This window comes from Flavobacterium sp. 245, from assembly GCF_004362055.1.
In the GTDB taxonomy this organism is placed as follows: domain Bacteria; phylum Bacteroidota; class Bacteroidia; order Flavobacteriales; family Flavobacteriaceae; genus Flavobacterium.
The window spans coordinates 175884-199060 of record NZ_SNXB01000003.1; the positions used below are offsets into that span (position 1 = coordinate 175884).

At 31.0% G+C, this 23177-nt stretch carries 14 protein-coding genes and 1 other RNA gene; 12 read left to right on the forward strand and 3 right to left on the reverse strand.

Annotated elements, in window-relative coordinates; genetic code table 11:
• Window positions 1–5: 5 nt before the first annotated feature.
• The gene (locus tag EV145_RS06885) at window positions 6–956 is read right to left on the reverse strand and encodes a CPBP family intramembrane glutamic endopeptidase (RefSeq protein ID WP_133524485.1); all 951 of its coding nucleotides are present in this window, start codon (window positions 954–956) and stop codon (window positions 6–8) included.
• A gap of 111 nt (window positions 957–1067) precedes the next feature.
• On the opposite strand from EV145_RS06885, the gene EV145_RS06890 reads away from it, so the two are divergent.
• Entirely contained in the window at window positions 1068–1412 is a 345-nt protein-coding gene (locus EV145_RS06890; RefSeq protein WP_133524486.1) for an arsenate reductase family protein, read from the forward strand.
• Between the two features lie 95 nt (window positions 1413–1507).
• Complete coding sequence (locus EV145_RS06895; protein WP_133524487.1) at window positions 1508–3970, forward strand: outer membrane beta-barrel family protein; 2463 nt, start codon at window positions 1508–1510, stop codon at window positions 3968–3970.
• Between the two features lie 136 nt (window positions 3971–4106).
• On the opposite strand, the gene EV145_RS06900 is transcribed toward EV145_RS06895, so the two are convergent.
• The gene (locus EV145_RS06900) at window positions 4107–4286 is read right to left on the reverse strand and encodes a hypothetical protein (protein ID WP_056202312.1); all 180 of its coding nucleotides are present in this window, start codon (window positions 4284–4286) and stop codon (window positions 4107–4109) included.
• 402 nt (window positions 4287–4688) lie between these two features.
• On the opposite strand from EV145_RS06900, the gene fumC reads away from it, so the two are divergent.
• Complete coding sequence (fumC, locus tag EV145_RS06905) at window positions 4689–6074, forward strand: class II fumarate hydratase (RefSeq protein ID WP_133524488.1); 1386 nt, start codon at window positions 4689–4691, stop codon at window positions 6072–6074.
• Between the two features lie 148 nt (window positions 6075–6222).
• Here fumC and EV145_RS06910 read toward each other — a convergent pair whose 3' ends face one another.
• On the reverse strand, window positions 6223–7425 hold the full coding sequence (locus EV145_RS06910; protein ID WP_133524489.1) for an NAD(P)-dependent oxidoreductase: 1203 nt from the start codon (window positions 7423–7425) through the stop codon (window positions 6223–6225).
• Between the two features lie 240 nt (window positions 7426–7665).
• Here EV145_RS06910 and EV145_RS06915 point away from each other — a divergent pair, with 240 nt between their 5' ends.
• The 9 genes from EV145_RS06915 to EV145_RS06955 all read left to right on the forward strand — a co-directional run bounded on the left by EV145_RS06915 (window position 7666) and on the right by EV145_RS06955 (window position 23165).
• Window positions 7666–8868 carry a serine hydrolase domain-containing protein gene (locus EV145_RS06915; RefSeq protein WP_133524834.1) on the forward strand — a complete coding sequence of 401 codons (1203 nt, stop codon included), beginning with the start codon at window positions 7666–7668 and terminating at the stop codon, window positions 8866–8868.
• Between the two features lie 262 nt (window positions 8869–9130).
• Window positions 9131–9528: a transfer-messenger RNA gene (gene ssrA / locus EV145_RS06920) on the forward strand.
• Window positions 9529–10300: 772 nt separating this feature from the next.
• On the forward strand, window positions 10301–13519 hold the full coding sequence (gene hsdR, locus EV145_RS06925) for a type I restriction-modification system endonuclease (RefSeq protein WP_133524490.1): 3219 nt from the start codon (window positions 10301–10303) through the stop codon (window positions 13517–13519).
• An 80-nt stretch (window positions 13520–13599) separates the two neighbouring features.
• Window positions 13600–15060, forward strand: coding sequence for an N-6 DNA methylase (locus EV145_RS06930; protein ID WP_133524491.1), 1461 nt, complete (start codon window positions 13600–13602; stop codon window positions 15058–15060).
• Window positions 15060–16607 carry a restriction endonuclease subunit S gene (locus EV145_RS06935; protein WP_133524492.1) on the forward strand — a complete coding sequence of 516 codons (1548 nt, stop codon included), beginning with the start codon at window positions 15060–15062 and terminating at the stop codon, window positions 16605–16607. The genes EV145_RS06930 and EV145_RS06935 overlap by 1 nt, the downstream gene beginning before the upstream one ends.
• A 25-nt stretch (window positions 16608–16632) precedes the next feature.
• On the forward strand, window positions 16633–18333 hold the full coding sequence (locus EV145_RS06940; protein WP_133524493.1) for an AAA family ATPase: 1701 nt from the start codon (window positions 16633–16635) through the stop codon (window positions 18331–18333).
• On the forward strand, window positions 18326–19372 hold the full coding sequence (locus EV145_RS06945; RefSeq protein ID WP_133524494.1) for an HNH endonuclease domain-containing protein: 1047 nt from the start codon (window positions 18326–18328) through the stop codon (window positions 19370–19372). Before EV145_RS06940 ends, EV145_RS06945 begins: the two co-directional genes overlap by 8 nt.
• Before the next feature lie 20 nt (window positions 19373–19392).
• Window positions 19393–21873, forward strand: coding sequence for an McrB family protein (locus EV145_RS06950; protein ID WP_208110901.1), 2481 nt, complete (start codon window positions 19393–19395; stop codon window positions 21871–21873).
• On the forward strand, window positions 21873–23165 hold the full coding sequence (locus tag EV145_RS06955) for an McrC family protein (protein WP_133524495.1): 1293 nt from the start codon (window positions 21873–21875) through the stop codon (window positions 23163–23165). The genes EV145_RS06950 and EV145_RS06955 overlap by 1 nt, the downstream gene beginning before the upstream one ends.
• The last annotated feature ends 12 nt before the right edge of the window (window positions 23166–23177 follow it).

Consider the following 23177-nt stretch of genomic DNA (forward strand, 5'->3'; position numbering starts at 1 on the left):
GATCCTTAATTTGAAGATTTATATTTTGATACGTATAATTCGATATCTATTTCACCCGTCAGTTTTTCTTTCCAATTTGTCCATTTGTATTTTTTGCTGAAAATAAAAAGCAAAACAGGATAAACAATAACCACTGGTAATATTACATCAAGACCAGCCGAAGGCTCAGACATATCTTTAAAGATCGAATGTGTCTGAAAAACAGACCAGTCTGAAGTAACCAGCAAAGCTCCGGTCAAATTATTGGCAGCATGAAAACCAAGTGCCAATTCTATTCCTTCATCCATAAGCGTAATAATGCCTAAAAATAATCCTGTACCAATATAATAAACCATAACAATGTAGCCCATTTTGGCCACTTCAGGATTAAAAACATGCATAGATCCAAAAATAAGCGAAGTCATCAACAAAGGAAACCATCTGTTATTAGCTAAATTCGCAAAACCTTGCATTAAATAACCTCTAAAAACATATTCTTCGGTGCTGGTTTGTATAGGAATAAGCATAGACCCAACTACAACTAGAATCAAGAAAGGAACCAATTTAAAATTCCAAATAAAATTTTCTGGATCTTTTAAATAAACAGCCCAAAAACTCAAACCTGAAAAAACGGCCCAGATTACAAACGAAAATAAAATTCGGTTCCAATCTACTTTTCTTCTTGATGTGGTAATAGATAAAAGCGTTTGATGATGAAGATATTTCACAACCAAATAAACTCCGACAAATGCAAAGACAAAAGAAATCATTACAAGGAACAAAGTCAGATTTGGTTCAAAAACTTTTAAGACTCCATCATTATCTGTTGGTATTTCTGTTTTATTTTTGAAGCTCGAATAAAGAACCGCAATAGATAGCGGAATCTGGCCAATAAACGAAGCGATTATAATAATTACTGAACCAATCAGATACAGAAAAAATTTATTATGAGGTTTAATTCCTTGTTCTAAAAACATTACATATAATTTTAAAATGAGAATTCTGTTTACTAACTAAATAGTATTTTTGGTCCTGCGAAAATACCTATTTTTTGCGTCATCTTCTTACAACATATTAAATATAACAAAATGATACAAATTTATCATAATCCGCGCTGCGGAAAATCAAGAAATTGTCTGGCTTTTATCAATCAATCAAAAGAGGAGTATGAAATTATTCCTTATCTAACTGATATTCCAAGTTTTACCGAATTAAAAGAGCTTCTTATAAAACTGAATTTAAAACCACTTCAATTAGTCCGAATTAAAGAAACGATCTGGATCGAAAATTACAAAGGGAAAGAATTGAGTGATGAGGAAATCATTCAGGCAATTGCTGAAAATCCAATTTTAATAGAACGCCCAATCGTTATTAAAGATGGAAAAGCCATTATTGGAAGAGATCTCGATTTAGTTGCCGATTTTCTTCAATGATTAAAAAATGATGAATTAACATTTTTTTGTGATTTCGCTCTTTAAACCTAAAGGTAAATTTAGCGTCTAAAGAGTAAATGAAACCAAAAATTAAAATGAAGAAAATTAAATTTGCTGTACTGCTTGTTCTTTTTTTTACAAGTTTTTACAACTACGCACAACAGGCGCCTCCTGGTAAAAACAAGGTAAAAGTTACTGGAAAAGTTTTAGAAAAAGTTAGCAAACAGCCACTTGAATATGCTACAATATCACTTATGGCTCCAAACGACACTAAAGTTGTTGCCGGCGGCATCACCAATCCTAAAGGAGAATTTGAAGTAGCTGTAGCACCTGGAACTTATGATATAAAAATTGAATTTATTTCGTTTAAATCTACTGAAATCAAAGGAAAAAACATTTCTGGCGATACTAATTTAGGCGTTGTAAATTTATCTGAAGATGCTGCTCAATTAAGCGAAGTTGTTGTTCGCGCTGAAAAATCATCTGTCGAAATTAAACTGGACAAAAAAGTCTACAATGTTGGTCAGGATATGATGGTAAAAGGAGGAACTGTAAGTGATGTTCTTGACAACGTACCATCAGTTTCTGTTGATACTGAAGGAAATGTGAGTTTAAGAGGAAGCGATAACATCCGAATTTTAATTGACGGAAGACCATCTCAGGCAATTAATGTTGCAGAAGCTTTACGTCAGCTTCCTGCAGATGCTATTGATAAAGTAGAAGTTATTACAAATCCATCAGCGCGTTATGATGCCGAAGGTGGATCTGGAATCATCAATATCATTCTTAAAAAAGGTAAAAATCAAGGTTTCAACGGAACTTTTATTGCTTCAACAGGTATTCCTGAAACATATGGTTTAACTGGAAATTTAAATTATAAAACAGAAAAATTAAACTATTTCACGACTTTAGGCTACAACCACAGAACAAATGAAGGAGGCGGTTTAACGAATACATCTTACCTAAACGCTGACGGTACTCCAAAAGGTTTCCTTGACGAAGATCGTGATACAAAAAGAGAATCTGACGGATTTAACGGAAGAGCGGGTATTGAATGGTCAATTACTCCAACAACATTCTGGACAAACGCAATCAATTACCAAAACAATTCAGGTAATACAACAGATTTAATCAATTACAATAATTTTGATGCAGCACATAATTTTACCGGGACTTCTTTCCGTTTAAATAATGGCGATTCATCAAGTGAAAATGTTGAATACACTTCAAACTTGATCAAAAATTTCAACGATAAAGGTCATAAGCTTACTGCCGATTTATCTATTTCGAGAAATACAGACGACAACAACAGTGTTATTACTGCTTCTCCAAATTTCAATAATACTTTAAATGATCAAGTACAAAAGCAAGTACAATTACAAGCTGACTACGTATTGCCATTAGGAAAAGGAAGTCAGTTTGAAGCAGGATATAAAGGAAGTTTTAGCGACTTAAACAATGAATATTTTGTTACAGATAACACAGGTATAAAAGATCCTAATTTATCAAACACATTAGAATACAAAGAAAATATCAATGCCTTGTATACGCAATACGGTTTCAAAATAAACAAATTTTCTTATTTATTTGGTTTGCGTTGGGAGGATACAAATATTCAAGTAAACTTATTAGACAACAGTGATTTCAATACTAAAAAATACAACAACTTATTCCCAAGTGCATTTATTAGTTATGAAATTTCAGACCAAAGTAATTTTACAGCAAGTTATAGTAAACGTTTAACAAGACCTAGAGGACGTTTTATGAACCCAGCAGTAAACTACTCAAGTAACGTTAATATTTTTCAAGGAAATCCAGACTTAGATCCATCTTTGACTGATAAATATGACGTAGGTTATATCAAGCGCTGGAGCAAAGTAACATTTAATACTTCGGCTTATTTTGAAGATACTAAAGATGTTTTCAGCTTTGTTAGAACGCCAAACGGTAATGAAGTAAACGGAATTCCGGTTATTTTAAGCCGTCCAATTAACTTAGGTAAAGAACAAAAATTTGGTTTTGAGTTTACCTTAAACTATACACCATTCAAAATATGGAGAGTCAACAGTAACTTTAACCTTTACAACGTAAAAACAACTGGAGAAAACACCTATGTTGATGTAAACGGAAACACTGTAGTACAAAATCTTGACAATCAAGCTAACACATGGTTTGCAAGAATCAACTCTAAACTTACACTTCCGTACAAAATCGACTGGCAATTGAACGCTACTTATAATGGCGAACAAAAAACAGCACAAGGTAAAAACTTAGGCCAGTTTGGTATGAATACCGCATTCAGCAAAGATGTACTAAAAGACAAAGCTACAATTGCTTTCAACATTAGTGATATTTTCAACTCAAGAATCATGAGATCGTACACGTACCTTCAAAATGATGTAACAAAAGAGAGCCAAACATCATATGGTGAAATGCAATTCCGTAAACGTCAATTCAATTTATCGTTTACTTACCGTTTCAACAAGCCAAAAGGCGAAAGAGATAAAAATGCACAGCCAAGAAATGAAGGTGACGGCGGTGGAGAATTCCCTGGATAACACTAGATAAATTCCAATATTAAAAAATCCAAATTCCAATTGTAATAATTGGAATTTGGATTTTTTTATTTTTAAAAATTTGAAACTTAGCAAAAAAAAAGGACTCGTAATAACGGGTCCTTTTTTATGAAATCAATTAATATTTAACTGATTGTTCTTCTTGTCTTTTTTTAGCTCTCTTTTCTTTGAACATTTCCCAGCTTGCTCCCGTAACCCAATAAGATACGAAACCAACTAAGAAAAACATTAACCAAAACCCTATAGTTAGTATGGTTAAGAAAAGTAAAAAGCCTAAGTACTGTGAAAATTCAAACATGTTTTCCGGAATTTTTGAATGTTACGACAAATGTAGGTTATATATTCGTCCTTGCCAATAAAATCTAAATCAATTTTCACGAAATAACATTTATACGTATATTTATACTCATTTTAAATAAGCATTTTTCTCAATTATTATTTAACTATCTAAATAAGAAGAATATGAGTGTTTTCAGGAGCTGTTACCTGCTGTCCGCTATATCTTTTGCGGCGAACCCCGCCACAAAAGGATGCCGCTTCCATCAGGGCTAGGGCACTCATTTTCAAAAGAAATTTCAAGTATTTAAATAAAATCCGTTTTAATCAGCGTTTTTACGAAGTAAATCAGCGTCATCAGCGTTCCATTTACCTCAACAGATTATAACTCACATTTTACAAATAACTTTTTACAAACAACATAATGAAATACAGAATAGAAAAAGACACCATGGGCGAAGTGCAAGTCCCAGCCGACAAATATTGGGGTGCTCAAACAGAACGTTCCCGAAACAATTTTAAAATAGGAAATGCAGCTTCAATGCCAAAAGAAATCATCGAAGGATTTGCTTATCTAAAAAAAGCCGCCGCTTTTGCTAATTACGATTTAGGTGTTTTGCCAATCGAAAAAAGAGATGCAATTGCGGCAGTCTGCGACGAAATTCTAGAAGGAAAATTAGACGATCAGTTTCCGCTCGTAATCTGGCAGACAGGTTCAGGAACGCAAAGCAACATGAACGTGAATGAAGTAATTGCAAACCGCGCACAGGTTTTAAAAGGTTTTGAAATTGGCGAAGGCGAGCAATTTATAAAAGCAAACGACGACGTAAATAAATCGCAGTCGTCAAACGATACATTTCCAACCGGAATGCATATTGCAGCTTATAAAATGGTTGTCGAAACCACCATTCCAGGTGTTGAAAAACTCCATGCCACTCTAGTAAAAAAAGCAACCGAATTTAAAGATGTAGTTAAAATTGGCCGCACACATTTAATGGATGCAACGCCTTTAACACTCGGGCAAGAAATTTCGGGTTATGCCGCTCAATTGGCATTCGGATTAAAAGCGTTGAAAAATACTTTAGCTCATTTATCTGAAATCGCTTTAGGAGGAACCGCAGTGGGAACCGGATTAAATACACCAAAAGGCTACGACGTAAAAGTAGCCGAATATATTGCCAAATTCACCAATCACCCATTCATAACAGCCGAAAATAAATTTGAAGCTTTGGCCGCGCACGATGCTATTGTCGAAACGCACGGAGCGCTAAAACAATTAGCTGTTTCCTTAAATAAAATTGCAAATGATGTGAGAATGCTGGCATCAGGACCAAGATCAGGAATTGGTGAAATCCATATTCCAGAAAACGAGCCTGGATCTTCAATCATGCCCGGAAAAGTAAACCCTACGCAATGTGAAGCGCTGACAATGGTTTGCGCTCAGGTAATAGGAAATGACATGGCAATCGCCGTTGGCGGTATGCAGGGACATTATGAATTAAATGTTTTTAAACCGGTAATGGCCGCAAACTTCCTTCAATCTGCACGTTTACTTGGAGACGCTTGCGTTTCATTTGACGAACATTGCGCACAAGGAATTGAACCAAATCATAAACGTATCAAAGAATTAGTAGACAATTCCCTTATGCTCGTAACGGCTTTAAATACAAAAATTGGCTATTATAAAGCTGCAGAAATCGCTCAAACCGCTCACAAAAATGGAACAACTTTAAAAGAGGAAGCTGTTCGTTTAGGTTACGTAACTCCAGAAGACTTTGACGATTGGGTAAAACCGGAGGAAATGGTTTAATTTAAAATTATGAGTTATGAATTATGAATTATGAATTATGAGTTAACTTACTAACTCATAATTCTCTTAAAGCAAAAAGGTAAAAACATAATGTTTTTACCTTGTTATATTTATCAATGAGCAAAACTCATAACTCATAATTCATAACTCATTTTCCGTCAACATAATCCTGCAAATAGCGGAATCTTTCTGTCAATTTTCCGTTTTCGGTGATTTTGGCACGTTTTAAAATTCCGTCTTTATCCCCATTGAAGAAAGCCGGAATTACATGTTCCATAAATTGCTGTCCAAAACCTTCGCTGGCATCTTTTGGGATTTCGCATGGCAAATTATCCACTGCCATAACTGCAACAGCTGCTGGATGAAACACATCTACTTCCCTATCTTCTAATGGAAAATAACCATAAATAGGATCAACAATAGTCGACGAACGAATTGTGCACGCGATTGGACCATTCACATCACACGAAATATCCGCAACAACTTTTAATCTGCAATCGCTTGCGTTCAGCATTTCTCTTGTCAAAATCATTGGCGCTGCACTGGCGTGAAAATGTCCTGCGAAATAGATATCCGAAACTTTCGTGAATTTTTCAAAATCGGAAACATATTCTTCTGGATGATTTACGAAATCTTTAAAATCCAGAACCTGACCGTCGATACGTTTATTATATTCCAAAACGTCTAATTGCACGTAAACGGCCTGTGCATATTTTTTGGTCAAATAATTATCAATTGTAATTTCTTTCACTTTAATGGCATCCAGAATTTCTTTAGCACCGCTTCCAACTTTTCCGGTTCCAGTAACCACAAATTTTAAAGCTGGCATTGTTATGCGTTTTAAATGCTTAATCAAATCTTCTTTTCCTGAAAGCGTTTCTGCTTTTGGAAGTTTAAATAATTCGAATTTAAGTCCGAAAGCGCGAATTCCGTTATAAACACCAACCATTCCGGCATATTTTCCAAAACCAATTAAACGATGATCTAATTCGTTTACGATGGTTTCATGATCGTATAAAACAATGTTTTTTTCTAAAATGGCCTGCAGCAATTTTCTATTGTGCGGTTGTTTTTTTATCGTGTGCGAAAAAAAGAAATACGTTTTGTTTGGAATCAAGTTTTCAACTGGAACTTCTTTCACTCCAAACAGAACATCACAGTCCGAAACATCATCAGTTACTGTAATTCCCATGCTTTTATATTGAAGATCCGAAAAAATCCTAATATCTGAACTCTCTACTTCTACAATAGCTTCATGATATTGCTGTTTCAGTTTTGCCAACTCATCTGGAGCAAAAACTACACGTCGATCTGGTGGGTTTTTTCTTTCTTTTATGATTCCGAATTTCATTTAAATAGGTTTAAAGCATTTAATAATATAACTTTTTACATCTTATTTGTTTCAAATATAACAAATTTCGTTAAAGTTTTCTTCAAAAATTACAATTTAGAATCTTTAAAAACCGTTTAAAGCTGACTTACAATCGACTAACTAAAATTTTAGTTAATATTATGTTAAAGCAACCGATTGGCTTTTTCAAAATATCCAAAACATAAATATTGAATTCTATATATTTGTTTTTAAAGAATGATGAAAATGAGTTTCCTTAAAAAGACAAAGATACCACAAATACTTTTTTTAATTTTAGTTTTAAGTTCATGTGGCAATGATAAGAAAACAAGCGTAGATACTGCGGCAACGGTAGAAGATACACTACCTAAGATGAAGCCTTTAGGCCCAGAAAAAAGGCTTACACAAACTTATATAAATTCTGTTCAAGGCAGAATTAACCACTTTTACAATAAAAACTGGCCAAACAATAGTATGAACGGAAGCTTCTTGGTAGCAAGAAACGGACAGATTATTTTTGAAAGATACAACGGCTACGCAAACAAAAACGAAGGAACTAAAATCACCGCAGATACTCCAGTGCAAATTGCATCTGTAAGTAAGGTTCTAACTGCAACCGCAGTTTTAAAATTGGTAAATGCAGGCAAAATTGATCTCGATCAAAAAGTAAATACGATTTTAAAAACGTTTCCATTTGAAGATTGCACTATCAGAATGCTTTTGAGCCACCGCACGGGAATGCGCAATTATGCTTATTTTACAGATCACGATAAATCGGTTTGGGACAGGCATAATCAGCTGACGAATGCAGCTATTTTAGATATTCTAGCAACAAAAAATATTGGTTTAGAAGCAAAAACCGGAACACGTTTTGGCTATTGCAACACTAATTATGCTATGCTGGCGCTGATTATTGAAAAAATAACTGGCTTAACGTATAAAGAAGCAATGTCTCAAATGATTTTCAAACCATTGGGAATGAAGCATACTTATGTTTTTGATGATGATAAAGACAGAAAAACAATTGTTCCTTCATATAAAGGAAATGGCGCTGAAATTGGTTTTGACTATTTAGATAATGTTTACGGAGATAAAAATGTATTTTCGACCGTACGAGATCTTTTAAAATTTGACAGAGCTAGAAATTCACCTGACTTTTTAAAACCGGCATTATTAAAACAAGTTTATACAGGTTACAGCAACGAACGCAAAGGAACCAAAAATTATGGTCTCGGAATCAGAATGATTAATTGGGAAACGGGACAGAATTTTTATTTCCACAATGGTTGGTGGCATGGCAATACTTCATCTTATATCACTTTAATGAAAGAGCATGTAACGATTATTGCATTGTCAAACAAAATGACCAGAAACACTTATGCGGTTCGTAAACTGGCTCCAATCTTTGGAGATTATCCTTTTAATTTCAAGGACGAAGAATAAAACTATATAGTCATAAAGTCGAAAGTCAAAAGTCTTAAAGTCTTAAAAACAGTTGCTAATATTGAATTTATTTTTTTTTAATACACCAATTTCAGGAAAATAAAATGAAGCAATAGGAAGCAAACATGTGACTTTAAAAACTTTACATTTTTGAATTTACAACTTTTGACTTTACAACTTTTGACTTTATGACTGTATGACTTTTTTTTAAAATTTTAGCAGAAAGTAATTTCAAATAGTATAAATTTGCAGACTTATTTTTGGGGTCGACTGGTTTTGACAGCAAGTCGAATTGAACAGTAAGCACGTCGAGCATTGAGACCTTGCTCGTAAATATAAGATCTCACACTTTTACACGGCGAAAATAATTACGCTTTAGCTGCATAATCCGAATCATAGTAAGATTGCGCCACGTCTCTACAAGGTAGAGAAGCTGGATTCTCCTGGAAAGCCTTGGTTTGTGGCGTTCCGTTCAGGGGAACCGTAAAAATAAACCTAGATATCCATGAGCTTCGGGTGGGTTTCGAAAATTAAGAAGATAAGTGTTCGGTGGCTGTTTCTGGCCTAGCTTAACAACGAAAATCTAATCAGGAAATAAACGTGTAGAAAGCTCTTTAGTTGCTTGTTTGGACCCGGGTTCGATTCCCGGCGACTCCACAAAAACCCTTGTAAAACATTAATTTACAAGGGTTTATTTTTTAAGGTGTCATTTTAGGTGTCATTAAAGACTAAAAACATCAATATAAAAAATGAACAAAAAAGCTAAAATCTGGATTAAACAGAAACTGCTTTTTATTATTATTCTTAGTTTGAATCACCTAAAATAATATTTTATAAATTCCTTTTAAGATATAGTGACTGCACCGTTTTCAGCCATTTCTATGACTAATAATAAGTGATATTTTTAACGTATTTTTCGAAATCAAATAAAAATGTTTTTCATAAGACTTATAAAAAGCAGGGATAAAGTATTATCTCATTAAAGAAAGTTGTTTAACAAAAATTGCTTTTTTTTCAAATTCCACTTTACTTATTAAAAAAGACAAAAAAATCAAAAAATAAATTTTAAAAAAAACACCCCCGTCACCTTGTATTAAAGCGTTTTCTTTTCATTCTTTCTCGCTGTATATAGGGGTATTACCTCCACTTCGGATTCAATTTTATAGTTTTATAATTAATTTTGATTCTTAATACCCTCCCTAAAATATTTAAAACAATTTGGAATAAGGTCGTCGACAAATTCATAATCAAAATTTAGTCCAAATTACTAACAAATCAAATAGATAGAAATGAGCTAAATTTTGAACAGTAGTCTTTACGGTTTTCCATACTTATTTTTAAATCATTTTCTGTATGTTTGTATATTAACCAATAAGTAAATGCATGAATTTAAAATCTAATGCTTAAGATTAAAAAATAGAAAAAATACTAGATGACATCAAAATTTTCATTTTTACAAAGTAACTATCCTGAACTATTCACAATTAGTGAATTGTCAGAAAAGTTATATTATGTTGATCCAAATTCTTCTCTAGGTAAATCGCGTTTGTTTTCAGAAAAAATGGCAATTCTAATTTGGCAATTTGAAAATTTAGGTTTCTTTGATGGTAATCAGGTAGAACGAATAAACAAATTATTTTATAGCAATTGTATACCAGAAGTCGTAAAAGATCTTTTTCACTCCATTCGAAAGTCAGGTAATAAAGCTACTCATGATGGAAATAGTTCAAATCAGGAAGCTTTATTTGTTTTAAAAAAATGCTACCAATTAGCAAGATGGTTTTATGAAACGTATGAAAATACTGTTTTAGCAAAAGAAGATTATCTACTTCCTGAAAATGATCATGAAAAAACAATTGAAACACTTAATAATGAATTAAGTAAGCTTTCAAAAGAAGTTACAGACTATCAATCTAAAATTGAATCATTAAATGCTTCTACAAATATTATATCTAAGCGAAAAGAAAAATCAAATAAAAACGCCAATAATATAAATCTTGATGAAGCAGATACCAGACTACTACTGATTGATAAACAATTAGCTAGTGCTGGCTGGGAATGTGATTCTATTACAATTAATTATAAAAACAATAAAACACTTCCTGAAAAAGGTAAAAACAAAGCTATTGCAGAATGGCCTTGTAATGGAAAATGGGCAGATTATGCTCTTTTTGTTGGAACAGAATTATATGGAATTGTCGAAGCTAAAAAATATTCAACTGATATTTCAACTGATTTGCATCAATCAAAAGTATATGCAGAATGTTTAGACATTTCTTCAAATTTCAAAACGTTAGGAGAATGGAATTCCTTTAAAGTTCCGTTTTTATTTTCTACAAATGGAAGAACTTATATTGATCAACTAAAAACTAGAAGTGGAATTTGGTTTTTAGATGTAAGAAAGGAACGAAATAGAGCCTATCCTTTAAGAGGATGGTTTTCACCAGAAGGAATTGTTGAACAATTTTCAAGGGATGTCGAAAAAGCAAACACTCGATTAGAAGAAAGTGATTATGAGTATTTACAAAACCCTAACGGATTAGGATTACGCTATTATCAAATTGATGCAATAAAAGCGGTTGAAGATAAGATTATTAATAATCCTGACGATAAGCGCTCGCTGTTAGTAATGGCAACTGGAACTGGTAAAACGAGAACAACGATAGGCTTTGTTTACAGAATGATTAAATCCGATCGTTTTAAGCGAATTTTATTTTTAACTGATCGTAGATTATTAGCAATTCAGGCTTTAGGTAACTTTAAAGACAATAAAGTAGAAGACATTAATACTTTCTCCAATATTTATAAAATGGAGGAAATGAAAAATATTATTCCTGAAGCTGATACCCGTTTGCATTTTGCCACTGTTCAAAGTATGGTTAAGAGATTATTTTATTCTGAAAATGAGATTTTACCAATAGATACTTATGATTGTATTATTATCGATGAAGCTCACCGAGGTTACAATTTAGACAAGGAAATCAATGAAGAAGATTTAACCTTTAAAGATGAAAATGATTATGTTGGCCAGTATAAGAGAGTAATCGAATATTTCAACGCTTACATTGTTGGTTTAACAGCAACGCCTGCCTTACATACAACTGAAATTTTTGGAAAACCTGTACACAATTATTCTTATCGCGAAGCGGTTATTGACGGATTTCTAACAGATCATGAACCACCATATATTATTAAAACAAAATTAAGTGAAGAAGGAATATTATGGGAAAAAGGAGAAAAACCTAAAGTATTAAATTCTGAAACTAATCAAATAGAAGAATTAGCAGAGTTAGAAGATGAATTACACATAGAAATTGAGCAATTCAATAAATTAGTAATTACTGAATCCTTTAATCGTGCCGTAATTAAAGATTTAGTTCAAAGATTAGATCCAGAAGGCGATGAAAAAACATTAATTTTTGCTGTTCGTGATAGCCATGCCGATTTAATTGTACAATTACTTTTTGAAGAATTTGAGGCTATAGGAGTTGAAGTTCCGCAAGATTCGATACAAAAGCTTACAGGAAAAGTATACGAAGTAGAAAACTTAACCAAACGTTTTAAAAACGAAAAATTTCCAAATATTGTCGTTACTGTAGATTTATTAACTACTGGAATTGATGTACCTCAAATAGTGAATTTAGTATTTATTCGTAGAGTGCGTTCTCGCATTCTTTTTGAACAAATGTTAGGCAGAGCAACAAGATTATGTCCTGAAATTGACAAACAATTCTTTAAAATTTACGATGCTGTTAGAGTTTATGAAGCCTTAGAAGATTATACTCAAATGAAAACAGTTTCAAATCCTTCTATTTCCTTTCAAAAATTGATTGAAGAATTAGAATATATTGATACGCCTGAACGTGCTAAAAAACAATTGGAACAAATTGTAGCTAAGTTGCAACGCAAAAAGAAACAAATAAATCAAGGTCAACTGGAACAGTTCATGTATTTGGCAAAAGGTGATTCTCCTGAAGAATTTATTGAAAATCTATTAGAAATTGAAGATAATAATATCAAAAAGGTTTTAGCCAATTATGCAAGCCTTTGGGATTTTCTGGATAAAAAAATATATCAACCCAAAATGCAATTAGTTTCAGAGCATTTAGATGAAGTTACTGGAATAGAGAGAGGTTATGGAAAAGCCGAAAAACCAGAAGATTATATTCAAGGATTTAAAAAATTCATTGAAGAAAATCGAAATCAGATAGTGGCTTTAAAAACAATCTGTACAAAGCCAGCCGAACTTGATCGGAAATCACTAAAAGAATTAAAACTTTTATTAGATCAAAAAGGTTACAATGAAATTACATTGACCACAGCCTGGAAAACTGTAAAAAATGAAGATCTAGCCGCCGATATTATTTCTTTTATTAGAACTCTGGCATTGGATACCGATTTGATTAGTCATGAAGATCGTATTAAAAATGCAGTTACTAAAGTAAAAAATAGTCGTTCCTGGAATGCTACTCAAATAAAATGGCTAGATCGTTTTGAAAAACAATTGTTAGTAGAAACAGTTCTTACAAAAGCAGATTTAGACACAAAACCTTTTAGCGATGAAGGAGGATTTATCCGCTTAAATAAAATATTTGAAAATGACTTAGAAAACATCTTAGTTGTTTTAAATGAAAATTTATATACTGCATAGAATTATTCTCTGTATAAAAAAAAGACAATTAGTAATACCATAATAAATAATTTGAGGAACTTCCTCGCAATAAATAAACAATGAGCGCACAAGAAATAGCCAACAAACTCTGGAATCTTTGTAATGTATTACGTGATGATGGTGTAACCTATCACGAATACTTAAATGAGTTGACTTATATTCTTTTCCTAAAATTAAGTGAAGTAAAAGGTTTTGATGACAAAATTCCGACAGAATATAAATGGCAGTATTTTGTAAATGAACATGACAACAATGAAGCTTTCTCTCGTTACCGTGAATTCTTAGCAACAGTAAGTACTAAAACTGAAAGTCAAAGTATTAAAGAAATATACAGCAATGCCTCTACTAGTTTACGTAAACCTGTAAATTTTCGTTCCCTTATTACAGCTATAGATAAATTAGATTGGTATGAAGAAGACGATCGTGATGTTATGGGAGATATTTACGAAAGCCTTTTAGAAAAAAATGCTGGTGAAAAGAAAAGTGGTGCGGGACAATATTTCACCCCTCGCCCATTGATTAATATCATGGTCGACTTAATGGCGCCTAAATTAGGAGAACGCTGGACAGATCCTGCTGCAGGAACTTTTGGTTTCATGATTTCAGCAGATCATTATTTACGAAGTAAAACGGATAGTTATTTCCATTTATCTGAAAAAGACAGACATTTTCAAACAACTCAGGCTTTTTCAGGAGTTGAGTTAGTTCCTGACGCACACAGATTAGCATTAATGAATGCTCGTTTACACGGAATGGAAAGTACAATTTATTTAAACGATACATTAACAGAGTTTGGCAAAAGCCTCAAAGATTATGACGGTGTTTTAGCAAACCCTCCTTTTGGAACCAAACAAGGAGGAGAACGGCCAACACGTGACGATTTTACATTTCCTACAAGTAACAAACAATTAAATTTTTTGCAACATATTTATCGTAGTCTAAAGAAAGACGGAAAAGCTAGAGCCGCTGTTGTATTACCTGATAACGTATTATTTGAAGATGGCGATGGGCAAAAGATACGTCGTGACCTTATGGACAAATGTAACCTGCACACGATTTTACGTCTGCCTACCGGAATTTTTTATGCAGCAGGTGTAAAAACGAACGTGTTATTTTTTACAAGAGAAAAAACAGAAACCAATAATACTAAAAATGTTTGGTTTTATGACATGCGTACCAATGCACCTAATTACGGAAAACGAACTCCTTTTACAGAAAAAGCATTTGAAGATTTTGTTTTAGCTTACACAGGAGGAATATCATTCGATAAAGTAGAAAAAGAATTTGAAGGTTTAGTTTCTGATGAGAAAAGAAAAACCATTAAAGATGAAAGATGGCAAAGTATATCTCGTACCGAAATCGAAAAAAAGAATTACAGTTTAGATTTAGGTATAATTGCTGACAATACTTTAACTAACTCTGATGATTTAGGTGAACCTATTGATATTGCTGCTACAGCTCTTTTAGAATTGCAAAATATTACTGAGCAATTGAGAGCGATGATAAAAGAATTAAAATAATGGAAAAGCAATTGCCGAAAAATTGGATTGAGATTAAATTTGAAAACATAGGAGAAGCTACTGATTTTGTTGCTAATGGAAGTTTTCAATCTTTAAATGAAAATGTTGTACAAAAGGAAGAACCTGATCATGCAATTTTAGTTAGATTGAAGGATTATAGTTCAAATTGGAAAGGTAATTTTAGATATGTTACAAAAGAATCATATGAATTTCTTAAGAAAAGTTCTTTAGAAAAAGGGGATCTTTTTATAGCAAATGTAGGGTATCCTGGAAAACTTTTTTTAATTCCCGATTTAGGACAGCCTATGACTCTTGGCCCTAATGGATTGAGAATTAGAGCAAATTCTATTTCATCTAATATTTTTTTAAAATATTATTATTTATCCCCTCAAGGGAAAGAAGAAATAAATAAAATTGTATCTGGAACAGCTCAACAAAAATTTAATAAAACAGGTTTTAGACAATCAATTATTCCGCTTCCACCTAAAGCGGAGCAAACACGCATTATAGAAAAATTAGACATACTTTTTACACAACTGGAAACGATAAAAACCAGTATGACAAACATTCCTCTATTACTTAAGGATTTTCGGCAACAAGTACTTACCCATGCTATTAATGGAAAATTGACTGAAGGATGGAGGAAAGACAAAAAATTAGAAAAAATAAAATTTGAAGACATTGAAATAGAGCGAGAAAAATTAAAGAAATTAAAAGCATTGAATGATGGAAAAAAAAGTTTTACATATAAAAACTCATCGATACCTGCTTTAGGCGTTACAACAAAAGGTATCAATGAACTTTTTAAACTTCCAAATAGTTGGGATTGGGTTTCTTTAGATCAAATTACGTGGAACATTAGTGATGGACCACATTTCTCTCCAACATATACAGATGAAATCAATGGAAAAAGATTTATTTCAATGAGAAATGTAACTCCTCAAAAAATCAATTTTGAAGATTGCAAATATGTTTCAATTGAAGATCATAACGAATTTATAAAAAGAGGTAAACCACAAAAAGGAGATTTGTTATATACAAAAGGAGGATCAACAGGAATACCTTGTCTAATTGACGATGATGTTGATTTTTCATATTGGGTTCATGTTGCATTATTAAAAACCATTCCAAAATTCATTGACAGTAAATATTTAAAAAACACATTACTAAGTTCGCTCTGTTACAACCAATCTCAAGCATTTACTCACGGCGTAGGAAATCAGGATTTAGGTCTAACTAGGATGATAAATATTACTTTTCCGCTTCCAACACTTCTGGAACAACAAGAAATTGTTTTTCGTGTGGAAAGTCTGCTTGCAAAAGCAGATGTTATTGAACAACTATACAAAGAATTAAAAGCTAAAATAGATGAATTGCCACAATCTTTGTTGCATAAGGCCTTTAGAGGGGAATTAACTGAACAGTTAGAAAGTGATGGTGATGCTAGAGATTTATTAAAGCAAATGCAGGATTTGAAAGAGCAAACATCACAAGTAGTGAAAAAGAAATCGAAAAAAAATAACGAAGTAGAAGGCATTTTAGGCTAATTATTGAAATTAGAAAAAAACTAGTATGAAAGTATGTTATATTTGGGTTAAAGATTTTAGAAATTTTGATAATCTTGGATTGAATCTGTCTAGTTCATCAAAATTTTATTTTGATAATTTTGACAATACAATTACAAAAGAAGATATAGTTGAATTGCCTGAAAACTTTTTCGGAAAAAGTATATCTGATGTTACAGGAATAATTGGAAAAAATGGATCAGGGAAAAGCAACGCACTCGAATTAATTTGTAAGATACTAAAAGGGGGGAAAACTTTTTTAAAAACTAATTTTATTATTATTATTGAAATTGCGGGTGAATTAATATGCCACTATTATTTTGAGAATAGGGCTAAACCAAGAGCTAATTTTAAATTGAAATTTGAAGAATTTTCTGGAAATATTAATCCTTTAAAAGTTATTTTTTTTTCAAACGTTTTTGATGATAGAAGAAATGGTTTCGACAAAGAAGTATCAGACATATCTGTTAATAATTCATTTAAATATAAACCTTCCAGATCCACGGACTTTGGAAAACAAATTAAATTTATAAATTCAAAAATATTTAAATTTCTAGATATAGAATTACCAACAGAGGTACAAGTTAAATTTAAAACTGGGAACAATAGATATAATTCATCAATGCAACAAAGAATGTATGGTGAAAACTATGATTTAATAATTGATTTTCAAAAATTTTTTAGAGATCGTATAAGAGACATAAAACCTCATAATAAATTCGTTAATCTTTTCAGGTTTAACTATTTCTTTGAAATATTTGAGTTACTGTCCAAAAGTCATAGAAATGGGTATAGTGGATTTGATGTCTTTCTTCAGAATTTTAACAAGTTCCTAGAAGAAATTTATAATTTCAAATACACTGAAGAGATTACAGAGAAGCTAATACTATTCCTTGAAAACGAATTAGTTAAAATAAATCCAGAAGAATTTAATCTATTCGACGAAGATTTCTCTATTAAAACAAATAGAGGTAATTTTGGTTTGATAAAAAAACAGATTAATTTTATAAAAGAGTTAAAAGAGCTACCAATAAGTCTTGAATTACAATATAGTCCCGAAGGTGCTAGAAATAGAACTTTGGATAATTTTATCTTTGATTATTCTAATAAATCAAAAAATTACATTAATGAGTTTATTCATTTATTTGAAAAAAGCACTTTTCTTGATATTAATTGGTTAGGTATTAGTTCTGGTCAAAAAGCATATTTAAACCTATTTTCGTCCATTTATGATGAATTAAAATATACTAGACAGGAAAATCTCCTTTTGTGTATTGACGAAGGTGATTTATATCTCCATCCCAAATGGCAAATTGAATTTTTTGATAAACTTTTAAAGGTTTTACCGACAATATATCTGGGTAGAATTCAGCTTGTTCTAACTTCTCACTCACCATTTTTGCTGTCAGATTTACCTAAACAAAATATCACTATTTTAGATAGAGAATTTAATAATTCAACCATTGATGGTATAAGGTTAAAAACTAACACATTCGGTGGTAATCTTTACGATTTATACTCAGAGCCATTTTTTTTAGGAAATAAAAGGACTAGTGATTTTGCATACGATAAAATAAAAATATTGATAGAAAGTGCTGAAAGTAAACTTTTATCAAGTACTGAAAAAAAAGAATTGTTAAAACTTTCAGATCTTCTTGGTGATGAAATAATTCAATTTAGAATTAATAAATTGTTGCAAGATGATTAAGATACAAGAACATTTAAATAGAGGTGATGCTGATATATTTTTAAATAAACTAGCAAAAGAGCATTGGTTAGCACTAAATCCTAGATTAAAAAACAACTCGGGTTACACATCAAATTCATTAATCGAAAAATGTAAAAAATTCTATATTGCATCAAGTACACCCTTATATATAAAAAAATATGCTAATTCTGACAATAGTATAGCTGCGAGACATAAAAAATTCTTTTTACTATTAAAAAAGGACAGATTTAAATTTTTAAAAAAATTAATTACTGGAAGACTTGATGATTTTACGGCAATTCAGGTTGAAATCTTCAAAATACTTAATCCAAATGATTTATTCACAACTAAAGGAAGAAAAATTAATCAAACTCTTTTTGGTAAGTTAATAAGTGAAGAATTATTAAATTATAAATATTTTAGAGGCTCTGATAATTGTAAAAATTTATTTTTAAACCTAGGATTCAAATCAGCAACATGCCCTTACTGCAATTACAACAAACTAGATATAACCACTATATCTAAAAAAAATAAAGCATATTTAGATTTAGATCATTTTTATCCTAAATCATTGAATCCTTTTTTTGCATTATCCTTTTTTAACTTAATTCCAAGTTGTCATTCTTGTAATTCTTCAGATAAAAGTGATATACCTTTTTCGATACAAACACAAATAAATCCTTACTATGAATCATTTGAAGATATTTATAAGTTCAAAATTTCTTTAGTAAAACTTCTAGGTAATTCAATGGATAACATAGAAATTCAAAATATTTCAAAGCCATTAGACACTTCATGTAATGATTTTAACCTTGTTAGGAAATATAATAACAATATTGCCTCTGCAGAAAATCTGATTGATTTATTTTTGAAATACAACAAACAATATATTGGCACTAGTAATGAAAATTCATTTATTGAATTAATAATGAAAGATATACCTGTTAACAGAAGGGATATTTTAAAGTTTCCAAAAGCAAAGTTAAATAGAGATATTTTGCAACAAATTGACATTAATAATGTCTTAGGAATAATTTAAAAATAATCAATAAAATAAAAATGAATATATTTTTCGGTAAAATTTCGCAAAAGTTTGATATCGTACAGTTAAAAGAAGGGTATTATACTGCACCAAAAGAATCGTCATGGTTTGGAGAACTCCAACTTGGCGATTATGTTTATATGATTGGTGGCGATAAAGTACAATTTTGGCAAGCCAAAGAATGGGGTGTTAAAAATGATAAGGTATCTTTAATTTTTGATATTATAAACCCTGATTTAGGAATTAATGTTTCTCAATTAATTACACTAAAATTTTTAAAGTTAACGAAAGCTTTAGCCGTTCTAACTTCTAGATCAGCCCGAAGTAAAGCTTTTTTTAAATTGGAGATGTTAAAAGATATTCCTCTAACAGATTTATCTAATTCTCAATTTTATAAAAATCCTGAATTATATAGATCTATTAAAATTGAAAGCAGTAAAGATGCCATTAAAAATTCAGAGGATATTCAATTAACTTTTGAAAATAACAAATTAGAATTGGTTGATAATGACTTTATAGATAGTTCAATTAAAGAACAATTTGTTGACAATCTAGACAAAAGAGGAAATGGAGCTAAAATGAAAGATCCTGTTCTAGATTATTTTTTTAAAGCTACTACTAATTTACCAACAACAATAAATCATAAACAAATCGGGTTAAGGCGTTTTTATGATACTTTTTTTTGTGAATATAAAAATAATGAAAAGTATTTTCTTGTGGGTGCTTTTTGGGATACCGAAAATCCACAGGATCAAACCGAACGTTTTATCAAAGAAAGCATGTGGTCTAATGGATATACCGACAAATTCACTAAAGAAGTAAATGCTGTTGCTGTAGGAAGTAATATAGCTATAAAATCAGCATTTGTGCGGGAAAAAACAAATGCCGTTATGGCAATAAAAGCTAGGGGAATTGTCACAAAAAATTTAAATAATGGCCAAACTCTAGAAATCGAATGGGAAGAAGACTTTAAACCTTTCGAAGTTAATTTTGGAGGATATATGCAGACTATTAAAGAAGTAACGAAAAAAGATCAAATTCAAGCAATATGGAGTGATGACATACAATTAAGTAAAGAAAATGATTCTCTAATAAACAACAATTCATCTAATATTTATATTCCAAAAAACCAAATTCTTTATGGCCCTCCCGGAACAGGAAAAACATACTACACCATTAATAAAGCATTATCAATTATTGAATCTAAAACTGAGGACGAAATTAAATCTGAGAAAAGAAATGTTCTAAAATCAAGATTCGATGACTATATAAAAAATGGTCAAATAGTTTTTACTACGTTCCATCAAAGCATGAGTTACGAAGATTTTATTGAAGGAATAAAACCTAAAATTATTGAAGATTCCGAAGAAAATAAACAAGTAATTTATGGAATCGAAGATGGTATTTTCAAACAAATTGTTGAAAGTGCCAGAAAGGAAAGAACCACAAGTAAAGAAATTATAGAAAGGTATAGTTTTGATGATGCATGGGATGACTTATATAATGAATCTGAAAAGCAAATAGAAAATAAAAACTCATTAACTCTTACTATTCAAACTCCAAATTTAGGATTAGGTGTTGTTGAAATTACTGAGAGGGGTAATTTGAAATTGAAACCTATTTATTCTGAAGTAGCAAAAACATATATTGTTTCCTATGACAGAGCTAAAAAATTACAAGAGGTTTTTCCTGATTTGTCAGTCATTAAAAATATTGACAAAGAATTTAGAGCAGTTATAGGCGGTTCTAATTCGACAGCCTATTGGTCTGTATTAAATTATATCAATAATAAAATAAATCAAAGCTCAAAAATTATTAATACAGAAAATGAGCCAAAATTACTACCTCATGTTTTAATCATTGACGAAATTAACAGAGGAAATATTTCTCAAATCTTCGGTGAGTTAATTACTTTAATTGAAGAAGATAAGCGCGCAGAAGAAAATGAAAAATTAGAAATAACATTACCGTACAGCAAGAAAAAATTCAGTGTACCATCAAATTTATATATTATCGGCACGATGAATACAGCTGACCGAAGTGTTGAAGCTTTAGATACAGCTTTGAGAAGACGCTTTAGTTTTACAGAAATGATGCCTCAATATAGTGATTTGGAGCAAATCGCATTCAATAATTTCAACTTAAAAGATGTTTTAAAAACTATAAATAAACGAATTGAAATTTTATTAGATCGTGATCATACCATTGGTCATTCTTTCTTTATAAATATTAAATCAAAAGATACGATAGCTTTAGAAAACATTTTTCTAAATAAAATTACTCCTCTTTTACAAGAATACTTTTATCATGATTATGAAAAAATTGCATTGATTTTAGGTGATGGATTTATTGAATGCGTTGAACCTAAAAATGACAATAAAACATTTGCAAGATGGACAGGAAATAATGTGACTGTTCCTGAATTAGTTCCTCAATTTATTTTGAGGAAAAAAATTGCTAATATTGAAGATGCTATTAATTCATTATTAAATAAATAATGTTTAAAGCTGATAAAACAATACAAGTCTTTGAGCACCATTCTCTTCATTATGGAAGAGAATATAAAAATGTATTTTTTGAAGAAAAGCATTTTACGGCTCTTGTAAAGTTAAATGAGCTTCATAATAATGAATATTTCACTGTAATTAATAAAGGAATCAAATTTAAGCAATACGTAGGCATTATTGCCGTTGACGGACTAAATATTGAGATTCTTCCTAAAATAGACAATAATAACGGAGATGAAGCTGTATGGCAAAAAGTTCTAATAGAAATGCTTCGCATAACTAAAAAACTTAAAGTTCAAAAAGTCGGTGAAGCAAGTGTAAACAGGCAAAAAACACATCTCCTTGATCTTTATTTCGAGTGGTTTTTAAATGAAGTTCAAATCTTAATTCATCAAGGTTTAATAAAACAATATTATAAGGAAACAAGTAATGTAAAAGCTTTAAAAGGGAAATTAGAATTTGCAGGACACATCAATAAAAATCTGGTTCATAAAGAGAGTTTTTACACTACACATCAGATTTATGATAAAGACCATTTGATTCATCAAATTTTATCTAAAGCTTTAGATATCATAGAAAAATGTACTAAAGGAAACTATCTATACTCAAAATGTAAAACAGTCCAACTAGATTTTCCTGAAGTAAAAAATATTTCAGTTACAGAAGCAACATTTTCAAAAATTCCTAAAAATAGAAAAACAGCTCCATATGAAACTGCTTTAGCAATTTCAAAGTTTATTATATTAAATTTTGCTCCTAATGTTTCTAGTGGTTCAGAAAATATGCTGGCTTTACTTTTTGATATGAATTGTTTGTGGGAAGAGTATATATTAGCGAGATTAAAACAATGTGATCTAAAAGTATCTATTCGTGGTCAACAATCTACTCATTTTTGGAGTGGTATATCAATAAGACCAGACATTGTAATTGAACATGAGTTTGGTAAGTTTATTATTGACACAAAATGGAAAAACATTTCTAATAATCAACCTTCAACTCATGATTTACGTCAAATGTATGTATACAATGATTATTGGAAATCTGCAAAAGCAATATTATTATATCCATCAAAAGAGAACAAATTTGATGGTTTTGAAAAATTCGAAGATCATCATATCCATACAAAGTATACTGAAATTAAACAACATGAATGCGGAATTGGTAAAATTTCTATTTTTGAAGAAGGAAAAAATATCTTAGATAAAAATATTGGAGTGAGAATTATGAAGTGGTTTAACCTTTCAAAATCAATTAATACCAAAGAAAGACATTATAAAGCCTAACATTAGAATCTT

Coding starts and splice junctions, on each gene's coding strand:
- fumC (WP_133524488.1), top strand. CDS start 4,689: ATGAAATACAGAATAGAAAAAGACACCATGGGCGAAGTGCAAGTCCCA.
- EV145_RS06890 (WP_133524486.1), top strand. CDS start 1,068: ATGATACAAATTTATCATAATCCGCGCTGCGGAAAATCAAGAAATTGT.
- EV145_RS06930 (WP_133524491.1), top strand. CDS start 13,600: ATGAGCGCACAAGAAATAGCCAACAAACTCTGGAATCTTTGTAATGTA.
- EV145_RS06950 (WP_208110901.1), top strand. CDS start 19,393: ATGAATATATTTTTCGGTAAAATTTCGCAAAAGTTTGATATCGTACAG.
- EV145_RS06900 (WP_056202312.1), bottom strand. CDS start 4,286: ATGTTTGAATTTTCACAGTACTTAGGCTTTTTACTTTTCTTAACCATA.
- EV145_RS06955 (WP_133524495.1), top strand. CDS start 21,873: ATGTTTAAAGCTGATAAAACAATACAAGTCTTTGAGCACCATTCTCTT.
- EV145_RS06910 (WP_133524489.1), bottom strand. CDS start 7,425: ATGAAATTCGGAATCATAAAAGAAAGAAAAAACCCACCAGATCGACGT.
- hsdR (WP_133524490.1), top strand. CDS start 10,301: ATGACATCAAAATTTTCATTTTTACAAAGTAACTATCCTGAACTATTC.
- EV145_RS06885 (WP_133524485.1), bottom strand. CDS start 956: ATGTTTTTAGAACAAGGAATTAAACCTCATAATAAATTTTTTCTGTAT.
- EV145_RS06915 (WP_133524834.1), top strand. CDS start 7,666: ATGAAAATGAGTTTCCTTAAAAAGACAAAGATACCACAAATACTTTTT.
- EV145_RS06935 (WP_133524492.1), top strand. CDS start 15,060: ATGGAAAAGCAATTGCCGAAAAATTGGATTGAGATTAAATTTGAAAAC.
- EV145_RS06895 (WP_133524487.1), top strand. CDS start 1,508: ATGAAGAAAATTAAATTTGCTGTACTGCTTGTTCTTTTTTTTACAAGT.
- EV145_RS06940 (WP_133524493.1), top strand. CDS start 16,633: ATGAAAGTATGTTATATTTGGGTTAAAGATTTTAGAAATTTTGATAAT.
- EV145_RS06945 (WP_133524494.1), top strand. CDS start 18,326: ATGATTAAGATACAAGAACATTTAAATAGAGGTGATGCTGATATATTT.